The organism is Novosphingobium sp. MMS21-SN21R (genome assembly GCF_031846015.1).
Classification (GTDB): domain Bacteria; phylum Pseudomonadota; class Alphaproteobacteria; order Sphingomonadales; family Sphingomonadaceae; genus Novosphingobium.
In genome coordinates this window covers 2458198-2474652 of the sequence record NZ_JAVRDU010000001.1, presented here as the reverse complement: position 1 = coordinate 2474652, position 16455 = coordinate 2458198, and the positions used below count along the sequence as shown (strand labels likewise).

At 62.3% G+C, this 16455-nt stretch carries 16 protein-coding genes; 10 read left to right on the top strand and 6 right to left on the bottom strand.

Annotated features, from left to right (window positions below; all coding sequences use genetic code 11):
* The first annotated feature begins 23 nt into the window (after nt 1-23).
* The 3 genes from RM192_RS11800 to RM192_RS11790 are packed head-to-tail and all read left to right on the top strand — an operon-like array spanning nt 24 to nt 2552.
* Nucleotides 24-812, top strand: a complete 789-nt coding sequence (locus RM192_RS11800; RefSeq protein WP_311507745.1) for an ABC transporter substrate-binding protein — start codon at nt 24-26, stop codon at nt 810-812.
* Nucleotides 809-1771 carry an iron ABC transporter permease gene (locus tag RM192_RS11795; RefSeq protein ID WP_311507744.1) on the top strand — a complete coding sequence of 321 codons (963 nt, stop codon included), beginning with the start codon at nt 809-811 and terminating at the stop codon, nt 1769-1771. The genes RM192_RS11800 and RM192_RS11795 overlap by 4 nt, the downstream gene beginning before the upstream one ends.
* 49 nt (nt 1772-1820) lie before the next feature.
* Nucleotides 1821-2552, top strand: a complete 732-nt coding sequence (locus RM192_RS11790) for an ABC transporter ATP-binding protein (protein ID WP_311507743.1) — start codon at nt 1821-1823, stop codon at nt 2550-2552.
* A gap of 147 nt (nt 2553-2699) precedes the next feature.
* On the opposite strand, the gene RM192_RS11785 is transcribed toward RM192_RS11790, so the two are convergent.
* Together RM192_RS11785 and RM192_RS11780 are read right to left on the bottom strand one after the other, a co-directional pair.
* Nucleotides 2700-2912, bottom strand: a complete 213-nt coding sequence (locus RM192_RS11785; RefSeq protein ID WP_311507742.1) for a hypothetical protein — start codon at nt 2910-2912, stop codon at nt 2700-2702.
* 142 nt (nt 2913-3054) lie between these two features.
* Nucleotides 3055-4638 carry a DHA2 family efflux MFS transporter permease subunit gene (locus tag RM192_RS11780; protein ID WP_311507741.1) on the bottom strand — a complete coding sequence of 528 codons (1584 nt, stop codon included), beginning with the start codon at nt 4636-4638 and terminating at the stop codon, nt 3055-3057.
* 163 nt (nt 4639-4801) lie between these two features.
* Here RM192_RS11780 and RM192_RS11775 point away from each other — a divergent pair, with 163 nt between their 5' ends.
* The gene (locus tag RM192_RS11775) at nt 4802-5854 is read left to right on the top strand and encodes a 3-oxoacyl-[acyl-carrier-protein] synthase III C-terminal domain-containing protein (RefSeq protein ID WP_311507740.1); all 1053 of its coding nucleotides are present in this window, start codon (nt 4802-4804) and stop codon (nt 5852-5854) included.
* Complete coding sequence (locus RM192_RS11770) at nt 5851-6363, top strand: isoprenylcysteine carboxylmethyltransferase family protein (protein ID WP_311507739.1); 513 nt, start codon at nt 5851-5853, stop codon at nt 6361-6363. Before RM192_RS11775 ends, RM192_RS11770 begins: the two co-directional genes overlap by 4 nt.
* Here the strand turns inward: RM192_RS11770 and RM192_RS11765 are convergent.
* On the bottom strand, nt 6360-6626 hold the full coding sequence (locus RM192_RS11765; protein WP_311507738.1) for a hypothetical protein: 267 nt from the start codon (nt 6624-6626) through the stop codon (nt 6360-6362). The genes RM192_RS11770 and RM192_RS11765 overlap by 4 nt on opposite strands.
* 208 nt (nt 6627-6834) lie before the next feature.
* Here RM192_RS11765 and uvrA point away from each other — a divergent pair, with 208 nt between their 5' ends.
* Complete coding sequence (gene uvrA, locus RM192_RS11760; protein ID WP_311507737.1) at nt 6835-9810, top strand: excinuclease ABC subunit UvrA; 2976 nt, start codon at nt 6835-6837, stop codon at nt 9808-9810.
* 147 nt (nt 9811-9957) lie between these two features.
* Here uvrA and RM192_RS11755 read toward each other — a convergent pair whose 3' ends face one another.
* Both RM192_RS11755 and RM192_RS11750 read right to left on the bottom strand, forming a co-directional pair.
* Nucleotides 9958-10401 carry an endonuclease domain-containing protein gene (locus RM192_RS11755; RefSeq protein WP_311507736.1) on the bottom strand — a complete coding sequence of 148 codons (444 nt, stop codon included), beginning with the start codon at nt 10399-10401 and terminating at the stop codon, nt 9958-9960.
* 69 nt (nt 10402-10470) lie between these two features.
* A complete protein-coding gene (locus RM192_RS11750; RefSeq protein WP_311507735.1) occupies nt 10471-10602 on the bottom strand; it encodes a hypothetical protein in 132 nt (43 codons plus the stop codon).
* Between the two features lie 210 nt (nt 10603-10812).
* On the opposite strand from RM192_RS11750, the gene RM192_RS11745 reads away from it, so the two are divergent.
* The 3 genes from RM192_RS11745 (at nt 10813) to RM192_RS11735 (ending at nt 14138) form a co-directional block, all read left to right on the top strand.
* The gene (locus RM192_RS11745; RefSeq protein ID WP_311507734.1) at nt 10813-11919 is read left to right on the top strand and encodes a ParA family protein; all 1107 of its coding nucleotides are present in this window, start codon (nt 10813-10815) and stop codon (nt 11917-11919) included.
* A gap of 2 nt (nt 11920-11921) precedes the next feature.
* A complete protein-coding gene (locus RM192_RS11740) occupies nt 11922-12593 on the top strand; it encodes a RelA/SpoT domain-containing protein (RefSeq protein ID WP_311507733.1) in 672 nt (223 codons plus the stop codon).
* Nucleotides 12594-12665: 72 nt separating this feature from the next.
* On the top strand, nt 12666-14138 hold the full coding sequence (locus RM192_RS11735) for a CHRD domain-containing protein (RefSeq protein ID WP_311507732.1): 1473 nt from the start codon (nt 12666-12668) through the stop codon (nt 14136-14138).
* Between the two features lie 730 nt (nt 14139-14868).
* On the opposite strand, the gene RM192_RS11730 is transcribed toward RM192_RS11735, so the two are convergent.
* A complete protein-coding gene (locus RM192_RS11730) occupies nt 14869-16083 on the bottom strand; it encodes an argininosuccinate synthase (protein ID WP_311507731.1) in 1215 nt (404 codons plus the stop codon).
* A 163-nt stretch (nt 16084-16246) separates the two neighbouring features.
* On the opposite strand from RM192_RS11730, the gene RM192_RS11725 reads away from it, so the two are divergent.
* Nucleotides 16247-16447 (top strand): hypothetical protein, encoded by a 201-nt coding sequence (locus tag RM192_RS11725; RefSeq protein ID WP_311507730.1) that lies wholly within the window; start codon nt 16247-16249, stop codon nt 16445-16447.
* The last annotated feature ends 8 nt before the right edge of the window (nt 16448-16455 follow it).

Here is a 16455-nt window from a genome sequence, read left to right as displayed (position 1 = left end):
CACGCGCTCAAACCCACCCCACCGTGGTCAGCCTGAATCCCTGTACCGACGCGATCCTCGCCGAAGTCGCCGACCCCGCCCAGATCCTCGCCATCTCGCACTACAGCCGCGATCCGCGCTCCTCCTCGATGGACGCCGCAGCGGCAGCCAGACTCCCTTCCACGCGCGGCACCGTCGAGGAAGTCCTGTCGCTCCGCCCGGATATCGTGCTCGGCAGCACCTTCACCGACCCTGCGACGACCAGCGCCTACCATCGTCTCGGCCTGCGCTTCGAGGCCTTGGGCATGACCGCCACGGTGGAAGACAGCCGCGCCCAGATCCGCCAGATCGCCGCACTCACCGGCCACCCGGAGCGCGGTGAAGCGCTCGTCGCCCGGATCGACGAGGCCCTGAAAGCGACCGCGCCACCACAAGGTGCCAAGCCCATCCAGGCCGTCGTCTGGCAGTCGGGCGGTATGGTCCCCGGCGACGGAACCCTGATCGCCGACCTCTTGCGGCGCACCGGCTTCACCAACTTCGCCGCCGCGCGCGGACTCGGGCAAGCCGACTACTTGCCCCTCGAAAAGATGCTCGCCGATCCGCCTGCGCTGATCCTCGTCGCAGGCCAGACTGCCGAAACCGGAAGAGGTGACGACCGCGTCCTTTCCCACCCCGCGCTCAAAGCCCTGACCACCACGAAGCGCGCGCCGCTCAATCCCAGACTCCTCTACTGCGGCGGCCCCACCGTCATCGCCGCCGCCCAAAGGCTGGCCGAAGTCCGCATGAACCTCCCCGGCACCATCCGCCGGATGGTGGAGGGGTCTTCGCGATGACGCCCCTCATCAGAACCCTCCTCACCGCCTTGGCCATAACCCTCCCGCTCTCGCTCCTCGCCGGGCAAGTGTGGATCGACCCCTTCGGCCCCCCGGTGCCCAACGCCACCGCGATCCTCATCGAACTGCGCCTCCCCCGCGCGCTCCTCGCGCTCATCCTCGGCGGAGGCCTCGGCGCGGCAGGCGCGGCCATGCAGGGCTACTTGCGCAATCCGCTGGCGGATCCCGGCCTGTTCGGCATCGCGCCAGCCGCCGCGCTCGGCGCCGTCCTCTCTTTCTACACCGGCTATAGCGCGCAAGTGATCCTGCTCCCGCTCTTCGCCCTGATCGGTGCAGGCGGAGCCATGGCGCTGCTCGCGCTCATCGCGGGGCGCAGCGGCGGCATCGCGCTGTTCACGCTGGCGGGCATGATGATCGCCAGCCTGGCAGGCGCGCTCACCAGCCTCGCCATCAGCCTTTCGCCCAATCCCTTCGCCCTGTCCGAGATCGTGACCTGGCTGATGGGCGCGCTTGCCGATCGCGGCTGGCACGAGGTCCGCCTCGCCGCCCCGCTCACTGCCATGGGCCTTGTAGCGTTATGGCGCGCGGCCCCCGGCCTCGATGCGCTGACCCTTGGCGAAGACGCCGCCCGCTCGCTCGGGTTCGAGCCTGCGCGCCTGCTCTGGCTGATGATCGCAGGCGTCGGCCTGATCGTCGGCAGCGGCGTGGCGGTTGCCGGCATGATCGGCTTCGTCGGACTGATGGTCCCGCACTTCGTCCGCCCGTTCACCGATCAGCGCCCGTCTGCCACGCTCATCCCCGCGGGCCTCGCCGGAGCGCTGCTGCTCCTCGTCGCCGATTGCCTCTGCCGCATCCTCCCGCTTGCCGGCGGAGAACTGCGCCTCGGCATCGCTCTCAGCCTCGCCGGAGCGCCGTTCTTCCTCCGCTTGCTCATCAAGATGCGGCGGGAGCTGGCGTGATGCGTTCACTTGTTCCGTTCGTCCTGAGCCTGCCGGAGGACGCGCGCTGATGCTCGAAGCCCAAGCGCTCACCATCCCCGCCCGCCTGAGCGAGGTCACCGCGCAGTTCAAACCCGGCAAGGTCACCGCCATCTGCGGCCCCAACGGCGCGGGCAAGTCCACACTTCTGGCCGCCCTCGCTGGCCTGATCGCGCCCGCCTCTGGCACCGTCACCCTCGCAGGCCAGCCGCTCGCGCAGATCCTGCCCGAGGACCGCGCCCGCCGCATCGGCTATCTCCCGCAGACCGCCGGTGTCGCCTGGAACATCTCGGTCCGCACTCTCGTCGCGCTCGGCCGCCTGCCGCATCGCTCCAGTGTCGCGGACGACGCCCGTGCCGTAGAACAAGCGCTTGCCGCTCTCCAGATCGAGGCACTGGCCGACCGCCCTCTCGCCTCGCTCTCAGGCGGCGAACGTGCCCGCGCCCTGCTCGCCCGCGTCATCGCCACCCAGCCACACTGGATTCTGGCCGATGAACCGCTCGCCGCGCTCGACCTTGCGCATCAGCAATCGCTCATCCGCCGCCTGCGCACGCTTGCGGGTGAGGGAAGGGGCGTCGTCCTTGTCGTCCACGATCTCGCGCTGGCGATGAACCACGCCGACCATGTCATCGTGTTGAACCAGGGCCAACTTGCCGCTCAAGGCCCGCCCGATAGCGCCCTGTCGCAACAGATCATCGCCGACGTCTGGAATCTGCAAGGCCGCTGGCTGGGCGAGCACGGCCACAAGGCGCTTGCGCTCTAAACCTCCCCGAACCGGAGAGGGGGACCATCCGCAGGATGGTGGAGGGGTATTTCCCCACCCAAACCCGCCGAATACCTCATCCCAAGCCCCGTTCATCCTGAGCCTGTCGAAGGATCAAGCCCCGTTCATCCTGAGCCTGTCGAAGGATCAAGCCGCGTCCACGGCCCGATCATCATGGTCATGCCGGTGTTCGGTCATCGCCGCAGCAAAATCCGGCGCGAAATAGGCGGCAAACGTCTCGCGCACTTTCATCGAAACTTCCGGCCGCACCACCGGCAGCACCTCGCACCGTCCATCGGCCCAGCAGAACAGGCTCTGCGCTGGCTGCGAACGATGATATTCGGGCAATTCGACAACCATGGGGAAAACGCCAGTTTCTGAACCTGTTGCTTCGTTATAGCAAAGTTCCGAAACGGACTATTGTATGGTTTCGACAAAATGAAGAAACGTCCCGGCAAGGAACACAACCCGGGCAATCCTTGCCAGCCCTCGGGAAGCAGCCTCAGGCCTTCGCCGTATCTGTCGCCTCCGCAGCTGCCGATTTCCGCACGAAAAGCACCAGCAACACCGCCAGCGCGGTCAGGATGCCGATCACCAGCCACGCATCGTTCACTGCGTCGGCCAGTGCCGCCTTTTCCACCAGCGGGCGCACCATCTCGCGGGTAAACTCGTCCAGCGGCTGCCCTGCCTGCTCCAGAAAGGCGTCGCGCGGGATACCGATGCTCACTGCCGTCGCCACATCGCCGTCCTGCAACTTGTTCACGATGCCGTTCGCGTGTGTGGCACTTCGGCTGAAGATCACCGTATCGATCAAGGCCAGCCCGATCGCGCCGCCAAGGTTGCGCATCAGATTGAACAATCCGCTGCCATCGGCCACCAGTTTTTCGGAAAGCAGCCCCAGCGCAAGCCGCGTGGGGGGCAGCAGGCAGAACATGATCGCCGAGCCCCGGATGATCTGCGGGATCATCATTTCGCTGGCGTCGGTATTGATCGTCTGCCGGCTGCTCATCAGCAGTCCGGCGGCAAACACCGCAAATCCGGCAAAGCTCAGCCACCGCGCGTCCACCTTGCGCTCAAGCGCGACGGCAATCGGTGCCGAAACCAGCTGCGCGATCCCGGTCGCCAGCATGATCTCGCCGATCCGCAAGGCACCATGCTCGCGCACCAGCCCCAGGAAAAACGGCATCAGATAGGTCGATCCGAACAACCCTATTCCCAGCGCAAAGCTCAGCACGCAGCCAATGGCAAAGTTGCGGTCGGCAAAACATTTCAGCTCCACCAGCGGAAACGCGGACCGCAAGGTCTTGAAGCAGAACAGCGCGCCCGCCGCCGCGCTGAACGCCAGCAGCCCGGCAACCCACGGCGCAGACCAGCCCAGCGTCGGCGCATCCTTCAGCCCAAGTTCGAACGCGGTCAGCGCAGCCGCCAGCGCCACCAGCGCGATCACATCGAAATTGCGCGGATTGCGGTGATTGGCCGCTGGACCGCGCAACGTCATCAGCGCGATCAGTGCCGCCACGATCCCCGGCACGATGTTGACGCGAAACAGCCAGTGCCATGACCAGCTCTCGGTGATCCACCCTCCGGCAATCGGGCCGACGGTCGGCGCGAGCACGGCGGCAACGCCCGCAATCGTCGTCGCCACGCCTTGCGACCGCACCGGAAAAAGCAGGAACACCGCCGAGAACACGGCGGGGATCAGCGTGCCTCCGGCAAACCCTTGTGCGATCCGCCATGCGATCAGCGTCGTGAAATCATCGCTCTGCGCGCAACCCGCCGATGCCACCGTGAACAGGCACACGGCCACCACGAAAAGCCAGCGCATACCGAGCAGTCCGGTAAGGTAGCCGGTCAGCGGGATCGCAACGATCTCGGCAGTCAGGTATGCCGTCTGGACCCAGACCATCTGATCGGTCTCGATGCCAAGCGCGGTCTGGATCGTGGGCAGCGATGTCGCCACGATCTGGATGTCCAGAATCGCCATGAACATGCCAAGGCACATGGCAATGAAACCGATCCAGGTGCGAAAGCTGGCAGCAGGCAGGACGTTATCGTTCATCGAAGACCAGTCCAAAAGTGCAGCCATCATTCACTGTCTGCAAGCGGAGACGAATTGCTGCTAGGGTCAGGACCTATTAAATGCGCCTCCAAGGTGCAGTTAATAGGTCCTGACCCACGGAACTGCCATGGCGAAGGATCGTTTCACTCGCAAATAATGATTACCGGTCGCCCGGCAAGACAGGACATGCATGACAGCTCCGGTAACGCTTCTCTCCCTTGCCACGGCAACCCCCCCACACGTGCTGACGCAGGACGAGGCGCTTGAGACCGGCCGTCACCTGCTCGCAGGCGGCTTCCGTGATTTTGACAGAATGGTTTCGGTCTTCGCCAATGCCGGGATTGCCGAACGCCAACTGGCCCGCCCGGTCGAATGGTATCTCTCGCCGCGCGATTTCACCGAACGCACCGCCGTCTATCTCGAAGTCGCGCTCGATCTGTTCATGGCCGTAGCCAGGGACGCGCTGGCGCAGGCCGGTCTCGAAGCATCTGACGTGGATACCATTGTCACCGTCTCGTCGACCGGCATCGCCACGCCAAGCCTCGATGCGCGTGCCATGGCCCACATGGATTTCCGGTCCGATGTGTCCCGCGTGCCCGTGTTCGGCCTTGGCTGCGCGGGCGGCGTTTCCGGGCTGGCACTGGCCACCAGGCTGGCGCGCGCCACGCCCGGTTCCACCGTTTTGTTCGTCACGGTCGAGCTGTGCAGTCTCGCCTTCCGCACCGAAGCCGTGGGCAAGGCCGATGTCATCTCGGTGGCCCTGTTTGGTGATGGCGCAGCTGCCTGCGTCGTCCGCTCGGGCGACGAAGGCTTCGCGCAGCTTTGCGGCAGCGCCGAGAAGACATGGCCCGACACGCTCGACATCATGGGCTGGGAAATGGAGCCAAACGGGTTTGGCGTAGTCCTGAACCGCGCCATTCCCGCGTTCGCGCGGCGCAATATGCAGCAGGCCATGGACGAAATGCTCGGGCCGCAAGGCCTGAAGATCGGTGATGTCGATCGCTTCATCTGCCATCCGGGCGGGGCCAAGGTGGTCGATGCCATGGAAACCGCATTCGGGCTCAATCAGGGTTCGCTCGATCACGAACGCGAAATCCTGCGCCGGCACGGCAACATGTCAGCGCCCACCGCGCTCTTCGTGCTCGACCGGATGCGCGATCAAGGCTTGCCGCCCTTGTCCGTGCTCACCGCGCTCGGGCCGGGATTCACCGCCAGCACGCTGACGATGCGGTGCGCGGCATGAGCCTGCCTTATGTCATCATGGCGCTCGTCACGCTCCAGCGCCTTGCCGAACTGGTCATCGCCTCGCGCAACACGCGCCACTTGCGCGCGCTGGGCGCCATTGAAATCGGCGCGTCGCACTATCCGGTGATGGTCGCGTTACACGCCTCGTGGCTGGTCGTGCTCTGGCTCACCGTCGGCGGCCAGCCGGTCAACGTCCCGCTCCTCGGCATATTCGTGGTGTTGCAGGCCCTGCGAGTCTGGGTTCTGGCCACGCTGGGCAAGCGCTGGACCACCCGCGTCATCGTCCTGCCCGGCGCACCGCTGGTTACCGGCGGTCCGTTCCGTTTCCTGCGCCACCCCAATTACTGCGTGGTCATCGGCGAAATCGCCGTGCTGCCGCTGGTGTTCGGTCTGGTCTGGGTCGCAATCGTCTTTTCGCTGCTCAACGCGGCGATGCTGTTCGTCCGCATTCGCAGTGAATCGAACGCGCTCTATGGCGATAAGGCGGGCGAGGCCGTCGCCGGTTAGCGCTTGTCCACCACGCCGCGCTCGGTTTTGATCCGCAACATCGCAGCGTGACAGATCGGCGAAGTCTGTTCGATCTTGGTGATCATGCAGGCTTCCACGCGCTTGCGGCTCATTGCCTTCATTTCCGCCGGGCACAGTTTGCGTGCTTCCTGCACGCAAGCCTTCTTGCCGGGGTCAGACTTCGCCTGAACGCCGCCGGGCAGGGCGGCCAGCGCTGCCATCAGCGCGGCCGCAAAGATATTTCGGAACGGATAGGCTGTCACTCGGCAATCTCCACAGACGTCTTGCGATCAACTTGGGCGGAAGCTGGTGAACCCGCGCTGTCCGAAAAAAGCAAGGCACGGCGAAACGTTCCTGATGTGAACCGCACCCCGGTCCATATTGCGCCGCGCCGCCCCACTCCCCACATGCGCGGGACGGGTGGGCGTCAGGCTCTTGCCTGAATCGAACAAATATGGAACACCGCCGCGCATGTCTCTCAATACCATTTCCGTCCGCGGCGCCCGTGAACACAATCTCAAGGGGATCGACATCGATCTCCCGCGCGATAGCCTGATCGTCATCACCGGGCTGTCCGGCTCGGGCAAATCCAGCCTCGCGTTTGATACGATCTACGCCGAGGGCCAGCGCCGCTACGTGGAATCGCTCTCGGCCTACGCGCGCCAGTTCCTTGAAATGATGCAGAAGCCCGATGTGGAACATATCGACGGCCTCAGCCCCGCCATCTCGATCGAACAGAAGACCACCAGCCGCAATCCGCGCTCCACCGTGGCCACCGTCACCGAAATCTACGATTACATGCGCCTGCTCTGGGCGCGCGTCGGCGTCCCCTACAGCCCCGCCACCGGCCTGCCCATCGCCTCGCAAACCGTGTCGCAGATGGTCGACCGCGTCATGGCCCTCCCCGAAGGCACCCGCGCCTACCTGCTCGCCCCCGCCGTGCGCGGCCGCAAGGGCGAATACCGCCGCGAACTGCTCGAATGGCAGAAAGCCGGCTACACCCGCGTCCGCATCAACGGCGAGATGATGGCCATCGAAGACGCCCCCGCGCTCGATAAAAAGCTCAAGCACGACATCGAAGTGGTGGTCGACCGCATCGCCGTGAAGGACGGCATCCAGACCCGGCTGGCTGACAGCTTCGAACAAGCCCTCAAACTCGCCGACGGCCTCGTATACATCGATCTGGCCGATACGACCGTTGCCGAGCTGGGCGAAGGTGCTTTGACAGGCTCAGCACGAGCGGGGGAGGGGATAGCAAAAGATCCCGCTCAGCCTGAGCTTGTCGAAGGCCCCGCGCCAAAGTCCAAATCCGGCATGAAGAAAACCGGCCTCCCCGCCAACCGCATCGTCTTCTCCGAAAAGTTCGCCTGCCCCGTCAGCGGCTTCACCATCGACGCGCTCGAACCCCGCCTGTTCTCGTTCAACGCCCCCCAGGGCGCGTGCCCCGCCTGCGATGGCCTGGGTGAGAAACTGCTGTTCGATCCGCAGCTCGTCGTCCCCAACGAAAACCTCTCCTTGAAGCAGGGCGCCGTCGTCCCCTGGGCCAAGTCCAACCCGCCGTCGCCCTATTACATGCAGGTTCTCGCCAGCCTCGCCGCGCACTTCGGCTTCAAGCTCGAAACCCCGTGGGACGAACTCCCGGGTGAGGTGAAGCTCGTCATCCTCTATGGCACCGGCGGCAAGGCCGTGCCGCTCACCTTCATCGACGGCAAGAAGAGCTACACCGTTTCCAAGGCCTTCGAAGGCGTGATCGGCAATCTCAACCGCCGCATGCTGCAAACCGAGAGCGCGTGGATGCGCGAGGAACTCGGCAAGTACCAGACCGCGCAGCCCTGCGAGACGTGCCACGGCGCCCGCCTCAAACCCGAAGCGCTCAGCGTCAAGGTCGCCGGCGCCGACATCTCCTCCATCACCCACCTCTCGGTCGCCGCCGCCGTCGCGTGGTATGGTGGCCTCGATTCAAAGCTCACCAGCCAGCAGAGCCAGATCGCCAAGGCCATCCTCAAGGAAATCAACGAGCGCCTCGGCTTCCTCAACAACGTCGGCCTCGATTACCTCAATCTCGATCGCACCTCCGGCACCCTCTCGGGCGGCGAAAGCCAGCGCATCCGCCTCGCCAGCCAGATCGGCTCCGGCCTCTCGGGCGTGCTCTACGTGCTCGACGAACCCTCCATCGGCCTCCACCAGCGCGACAATGATCGCCTCCTGATCACGCTCAAGCGCCTCCGCGATCTCGGCAACACCGTCATCGTGGTCGAGCATGACGAAGACGCCATCCGCACCGCCGATCACGTCGTCGATCTCGGCCCCGGCGCGGGCGTCCACGGCGGCGAGATCGTCGCGCAGGGCAAGCTGCAGGACATTCTCGACAACCCCCGCAGCCTCACCGGCCAGTACCTCACCGGCGCCCGCCGGATCGAGGTGCCGAAGCAGCGCCGCAAGGGCAACGGCCTCCACATCAGCGTCGAAGGCGCCCGCGCCAACAACCTGCAGAACGTCAGCGCCAAGATCCCCTTGGGCACTTTCACCTGCATCACCGGCGTCTCCGGCTCGGGCAAGTCGAGCTTCACCATCGACACGCTCCACGCCGTCGCCGCGCGTACATTGAATGGCGCGCGCGTGATCGCGGGCGCGCATGACCGCGTCACCGGCCTCGAACACTGCGACAAGGTGATCGAGATCGACCAGTCCCCCATCGGCCGCACCCCGCGCTCAAACCCCGCCACCTACACCGGCAGCTTCACCCTGATCCGTGACTGGTTCGCAGGCCTGCCAGAATCTGCCGCGCGCGGCTACAAACCCGGCCGTTTCAGCTTCAACGTCAAGGGCGGCCGCTGCGAAAAGTGTCAGGGCGACGGCCTCATCAAGATCGAAATGCACTTCCTCCCCGACGTCTACGTCACCTGCGAGGAATGCGACGGCCGCCGCTACAACCGCGAAACGCTGGAAGTGAAGTTCAAGGGCCACTCCATCGCCGACGTGCTCGACATGACCATCGAAGACGCCGAGGAATTCTTCAAGGCCGTCCCCCCGATCCGTGACCGGATGCACATGCTCAACGAGGTCGGCCTGGGCTACGTCAAGGTCGGCCAGCAGGCCACCACGCTATCGGGCGGTGAAGCCCAACGCGTCAAACTCGCCAAGGAACTCGCCCGCCGCTCCACCGGCCAGACGCTCTACATCCTCGACGAACCCACCACCGGCCTCCATTTCGAAGACGTCCGCAAACTGCTCGAAGTCCTCCACCGCCTGGTCGAACAGGGCAACAGCGTCGTCGTGATCGAACACAACCTCGACGTCATAAAAACCGCCGACTGGATCATCGACCTCGGCCCCGAAGGCGGCGTCCGCGGCGGCGAGATCGTCGCGGAAGGCACGCCGGAAGTGGTGGCGAAGAACCCAAGAAGCTTCACCGGCCACTACCTGGCGCCACTGCTGGTGCGCTGAATCTCTCACCCCCATCCAACCTTCGCTAGCGGACAAGTCCGCAAGCTGCGGTATCCTTCCCCCATCGAGGGGGAAGGGGGGAAGTGTCCCCACCCCAAACCTTCCCCCTTGATGGGGGAAGGATACGAAGGCTTGGCAGCTTGCTGCCTAGCCGAAGTTGGATGGGGGTGAATTAGCGCTGGATGGCGGTGAATGCAGCTGCAAAGCAATTTCCCCCAAAACCCCACTCAAAACCCGCGCCACGCCTTCAATATTCCCCAACACCTCGTTGTTCCAGAACCGCACCACGCGATACCCCTCGCGCCCGATCATCGCGTCCCGCGCCACATCAAACGCGTCCCGCGCCACATCAGACGCGTCCCGCGCCAGATCGTCAGCACCGCCATGCTGCCCACCATCAATCTCGATCACCAGCCGCGCACGATGGCTGGCAAAATCGCAGATCGCATGGCCCAGCGGCACCTGCCGCCGAAACCGCCACTCGGAAAAGTGCGCCCGCAACAACTGCCACATCGCCGCTTCCGCAAGCGTAGGCTCGCGCCGCATCCGCCGTGCCCGGATGATGGCCAAAGGCGGAGGTGCCTTCTTCATCGCAGCGCAGTGACTCCCATCCAACCTTCGCCAGCGGACAAGTCCGCAAGCTACGGTATCCATCCCCCATCAAGGGCTAAGGGGAAGTACGGATGCCGCCACATTGAAACCTTCACCCGCAAAGGCAGGCCCGCCCGAAAAAGCCAAACCCGCCGCCGCCAGCGCCAGCGCCGCACAGCGCAGAGTGATCACGGTTTTCACCATCGTTCCCTTTCAAAAGTGCCCAGTCCAACCGGCTGCACAGGGGGATAACGATGGGGGGAGGGGGGTATTCGGGGGGGGCGAGATAGAGCAAAAAGCCATGGGGGAGTACTTCATCAACCTATCCGATCTTCGACATCAGGCATTCGTAACCTTGAAAGTGCAAAGAGATCGTGCCATCCTAAACTCAGTCCAATTATAGAGAGTTTTATGCGGATATTGACCATATTTAATAATAAAGGTGGTGTCGGTAAAACAACACTGACATTTCACTTAGCTTATGCTTTGGCAGAGGCGGGGAAAAAGGTTTTGATGGTCGACTTGGATCCTCAATGCAATTTAACTATATATTGTTTGAAAGAAGAAGAAATTGCGGACGTTTGGATTTCTGAGGATGATTTCATTGATGACTTTAAGAGTGCTCGGGAAGCTTTAGGAGTTGTCGGCTTTGAAGAAATCACTGAAAAACCGAGATCGGTTCACTTTAGTCTAAAACCTATCGAGGACGGCACCGCGGAACTCGGCTGCCTTCCGCCCCCGATAAAAATGCGTAAAGGACTAGATTTAATACCAGGTCGTTTAACTCTTCATATGTTTGAGTCAAAAGTTGCAGAGAGATTTAATGCCATTTATTCTGGTGATCCTCTGGCTATTCGGACGGCGACCAGTATCAGGACACTAGCTCAAGCATATGCCGAAAAAAGTGGTTATGATATCGTCATATTGGACACATCCCCATCGCTTGGAGCTTTGAACCGAAATATTCTATCGCAGGCGGATGCGTTCTTGATTCCTGGAAACCCGGATTTATTTTCGGTTTACGGAATTCGTAATATTGGATCGGCCATAACGCAATGGAAGAGGCAGTTTGAAAGTGTTTTTTCACTTTTGTCTGATTCAAAAAGACATGCGTTTCCGAATAGATTTGTTCAATTTATCGGATATACCTTGTATAACGCGAAGAGACTTCAGGGTTCAAAGACCACAAATAAACTAGGAATTGCTCAAGCCCACTTTAATTATGCAAAGCAAATACCTAAAACTATATTTGAGGAAATTGATCCCCATGACATGGTTAATATAGAAAAAGACAGATTGAGAGAAAGTATAGCTAACGGAGCTGTAATTCACGGACATAACACATTGCCTGCGATGGCCCAAAAGTATCACCTGCCTATGTGGATGTTGCCGTCTTGTGATTCTCTGGACGGTGGAGACGCAAGTACAATCCGTGGAAACAGACAAATTTATGAAGAAACTCAGAGAAATTACAGAAAGTTTGCATTAGACGTTATATCGCGTCTGGAGGCTCTGTGATCATGAATGATGAAGAATGGGCAGCGTTTGCGAAAGTTTTTAGGTCACGAAGAACAGACATTTCGCTTTTTATGGATGGTGTATTTGCGTTCTTTGGGGAGCATGAGTTGCTCAAATCAGGTGAGCAATCAGTTATCCACTCTCAAAAAAAAAGGATGAAAGATGAATCTCATTTACGTGAAAAGGTTGCGAGAAAACTGGCGGATGGTCGGAATATAAGTCCAGATTCACTGATAAAAGAAATTACAGATTTGGCAGGAATTCGAATACTTTTACTGTTTCAAAATGACTTTAGTGTAGTTGATTCAGCTATTCGAACAAAGGTTAACATTGGTGACTGGGTTTTTAATGAAGAGCCGAAGGCATTCACGTGGGATCCGGAAGCTAAAAGCTATTTTGAACGGTTTGATTTGAAAGTAGAGCAGCGAGATTCATTTTATACAAGTGTTCATTATTTGATAAAGCCACGACAAGATTCCGATATATGTTGCGAAATTCAAGTGAGAACGTTATTTGAAGAAATTTGGGGTGAAGTCGATCATCGATTGAATTACCCGGTCCAAACCGAAAGTTTGGCCTGCCGTGAACAGTTAATGGTTCTGTCTAAAATTGTGGGGGCGGGCAGCCGTCTCGTGGATGCTATCCAGCGTACGATTGAGAGTGGTGCCAAATAGCCACAAACCATTTTCCTACATCCCCCTTCCCGGCCTAGGCAGTCCTGTTTTGTTCCAGCAGGAGTGCGCCTCATGCCGCATGTCACTGATCCTGATGCCGCCCATACCCAGACGGCGGGTGCCTTCGGGCGCGGGTGGATTCCCGCCAGTCGTGATATCGGGTTACCGGGGGATGAAATAGAAAGTGCCCACCCCCAGCCCCTCCCGCAGGCGGGAGGGGAGTTTGCGGGGCTTCCCCTGTTAGCTCCGCACAACGCCTTTTCCCCCCAACGCATCGCGCAGTTCCTCGCGCATCTCAGCCTTGAGGGCAATGTGCGCGCCGCCGCGCTCGCCGCCGGGGTGTCGGCGCAAACGGCTTATGTTCGCCGCCGCCGCGACGCAGCGTTTGCCGGGCTGTGGGACGCCGCGCTGATCGTCGCGCGCGAGGCTGCCGAGCAGGTGCTCGCCACGCGCGCGCTCCACGGCACCACCGAAACCATCTGGTTCCGGGGCGAGGCGGTGGGTGAGCGGCGGCGCTTCGATTCCCGCCTGCTGCTCGCCCATCTCGCCCGGCTCGATGCCCGCGCCGCCCGCGCCTCTGCCGCCGTCTGCCAGACCGTCGCCACCTTCGACGAAACCCTCGCCGCGCTCGCGCAGGGCCACGCGCCCGCAACTGCCACCGCCTGGCCCGATCCCGCGCGCGACGCTTTCGTCGCAGAGCGTGTCACCGAGGCCAGACACGCCTTCACCCACGAAAGCCCCGAACCCGAAGACACCCGTGACGACCACGCCTGGGACCTATGGGAAGCCGCGCTGGGCCAGGCCGAAGCCGAAGCGCTCACCGCCGCGCTCACCGAATGGGACGACGAAGTGGCCGCGCGCGAAGCCCTGCTCGACGCCGCGCTCGGCGGGGAAGGGGAGCCACTGGAATACAAGGCCGAGGCGGCGCACCAACCTCCGTTCGTGTCGGGCACAGAAAAAATTCCGTTCGTGCCCGCCGAAGTCGAGACACGCCAGCCCCCCGCACAAACTCCTCTGGACAGTGTAAACCCCGTAAACCCATTCCCGCCGCGCGCCGCCGGGTGTAGGCTCGCTTCCGCGCCGCAGAGTCGCTTGGCTCGTCGGCGAACCAAGGGAGAGCACACCATGAGACGAGCAACCCTGATCGCCGCGCTGGCCGCCACCGCGCTTAGCGCCCCGGCTTTCGCCAAGCCGGTCACGCTCACCGCCACGCTCACCGGCGCGGCCGAGACGGGCGGCGGCGATGCGGACGGCGCGGGCGGGTTCAAGGCCGAGGCGGACGACGATACCGGCGATTTCTGCTTCACGCTCTGGGCCGAAAAGATCGCGCCCGCCACCATGGCCCACGTCCACGAAGGCGCAGCGGGCGCGGACGGCAAGCCGGTCGGCACGATCGAGGTGACGGGCAAGGACAGCGACGCCTGCATCGCGCTCGAGCCTGCGCTGATCAAGAAGATCCTCGCCGCGCCGGGCGATTACTACGTCAACGTCCACAATACCGATTTCCCCAAGGGCGCACTGCGCGGCCAGCTTGCGAAGAACTGAGGCGGTGAAGGTTGGCGGGCGCAACGAAAATGGGGGCCAGCATCGCTGCCGGCCCCCACACACCGTCCACTCGTCTGCCGGGCGGTGCGTGTGAGGCGCTTCGCTGGCGGCGTTGCCGGATGCCTTTCGGGGCGCGAAGCCCCTGGGCTGCTGCCGATCCGTGCTCTCGCCCGGGCCCGACGCGCTCCGTCCTGCCGCCCGTGTCGCGCGCTCCGGTGATTGCTGGCGCATCACCGCTCGCTCCAGCCGCCGCGCCGCTCTCTTTCAAGACCGCCGTGGTTGGCCATCCGTGGGCGTCGCCTCCTCATCGCAGCGCCGCTCCCGACAAGTCGGACGGCCTCCTGCAAAGGGGAGGTGTGGAATGCGCGCCCGTTTCCTTTCCGCTCTGTCCGCGCCGGATGGAGGCATGAGCCCTCGCCGCGCGGCTTTGTGGAAAGGCACCGTCCGGCACCCCGCTTCCGGTCACTTCTGCCTACAGGTTCGCGCATTTGCAGGAGGGCAAGAAGGCCACTGCAAGTGGTTACGCTGCAAACTATCCGTGTCCGAGCCGATTTAACAAATACCGTTCAAAATCAATGGCTTGCGTCAATGATCTTGGCCGGATTTCGCTCTCGACACACAAAAGCTGCGCCTCATCCCTGAGTCGCGCAAGCGAAAAATGCGGGAGTTATCCACAACCCCCGCACCTTTCGGTGGATAGTTTTGGACGAGCGCCGAAACGCCCGAAAATTCAACGCCCTTGCTGGGCCAGCAAACGCAGACGGAGAGCGTTGAGCTTGATGAAGCCCGCCGCGTCCTTCTGGTCGTAGGCGCCGGCATCGTCCTCAAACGTCACGTGGCGTTCGGAATAGAGGCTGTCGGGCGACTTGCGGCCGACGACCGTGGCGCTGCCCTTGTAGAGCTTCAGTCGGACGGTGCCATTGACGCGGGCCTGGCTGTGATCGATCGCGGCCTGAAGCATCTCGCGCTCGGGCGCGAACCAGAAGCCGTTGTAGATCAGCTCGGCATACTTGGGCATCAGTTCGTCCTTGAGGTGCGCGGCACCCCGGTCGAGCGTAATGCTTTCAATGCCGCGATGGGCGCGAGCATAGATCTCGCCGCCCGGCGTCTCGTACATGCCGCGGCTCTTCATGCCGACGAAGCGGTTTTCGACGAGGTCGAGCCGGCCGATGCCATGCTTGCGGCCCAGATCGTTGAGCGCGGCGAGGAGTGTGGCAGGCGACATCGCCTGACCGTTCAGCGCGGTGCCATCGCCCTTTGCGAAGTCGATGGTGATGTATTCGGGCTGGTCGGGTGCGTCCTCGGGATTGACCGTGCGCGAATAGACGTAGTCCGGGACTTCGGCCCAAGGATCTTCCAGCACCTTGCCCTCGGACGAAGTGTGCAGGAGGTTGGCGTCGGTCGAGAACGGGCTCTCGCCGCGCTTGTCCTTGGGCACGGGGATCTGGTGCGCTTCGGCCCATGCGATCAGCGCGGTGCGCGAGGTGAGATCCCATTCCCGCCATGGCGCGATGACCTTGATGCCGGGCTCGAGCGCATAGGCCGACAGTTCGAAGCGGACCTGATCATTGCCCTTGCCGGTGGCGCCGTGAGCGACGGCGTCGGCACCGGTTTCGCGCGCAATCTCGATCAGGCGCTTGGAGATGAGCGGGCGCGCTATCGAAGTGCCGAGCAGGTAATCGCCTTCATAGCGGGCATTTGCGCGCATCATCGGGAAGACGAAATCGCGCACGAATTCCTCGCGCAAGTCGTCGATATAGATGTTGTGATCGGGCACGCCCATAAGCTTGGCCTTGGCGCGGGCAGGTTCCAATTCCTCGCCCTGACCGAGATCGGCAGTGAACGTCACGACCTCGCAGCCGTAGGTGACTTGCAGCCACTTGAGGATGACGGAGGTGTCGAGGCCGCCGGAATAGGCGAGGACGACCTTCTTGATATCGGACATGGGGCAATCGACTCCCGAGAAACACGCGCCGCGCGCCTAACAGGCGAGGTCCAACATCGCAAGCGGTGGTGGGGGTTGGTTGGCAGCCGTGGCGTTCGCGGATTGTGAGAACGTCTCGAGCGAGGGCTAGCAGCTTTGCGCGCTGTCGCTTAGTGCGGGGCAGATGGACACGACGAACGAACCCGAAGCGTTGAGCAGGCCGCAAAGGCGGTTGCTTCGGCGCCTGTACAATGGCCGGACAGTCCCGATCCAGGCAGACGGCAAGGCGTTTCTTACATACAAGGAAGCGAGCCGTTACCTTCAGGCAATGGAACCTGACGCACGCGGGGCAGTCTATGCCGAGATGAAGGCTCAGGCCAAATAGGCCTTCCG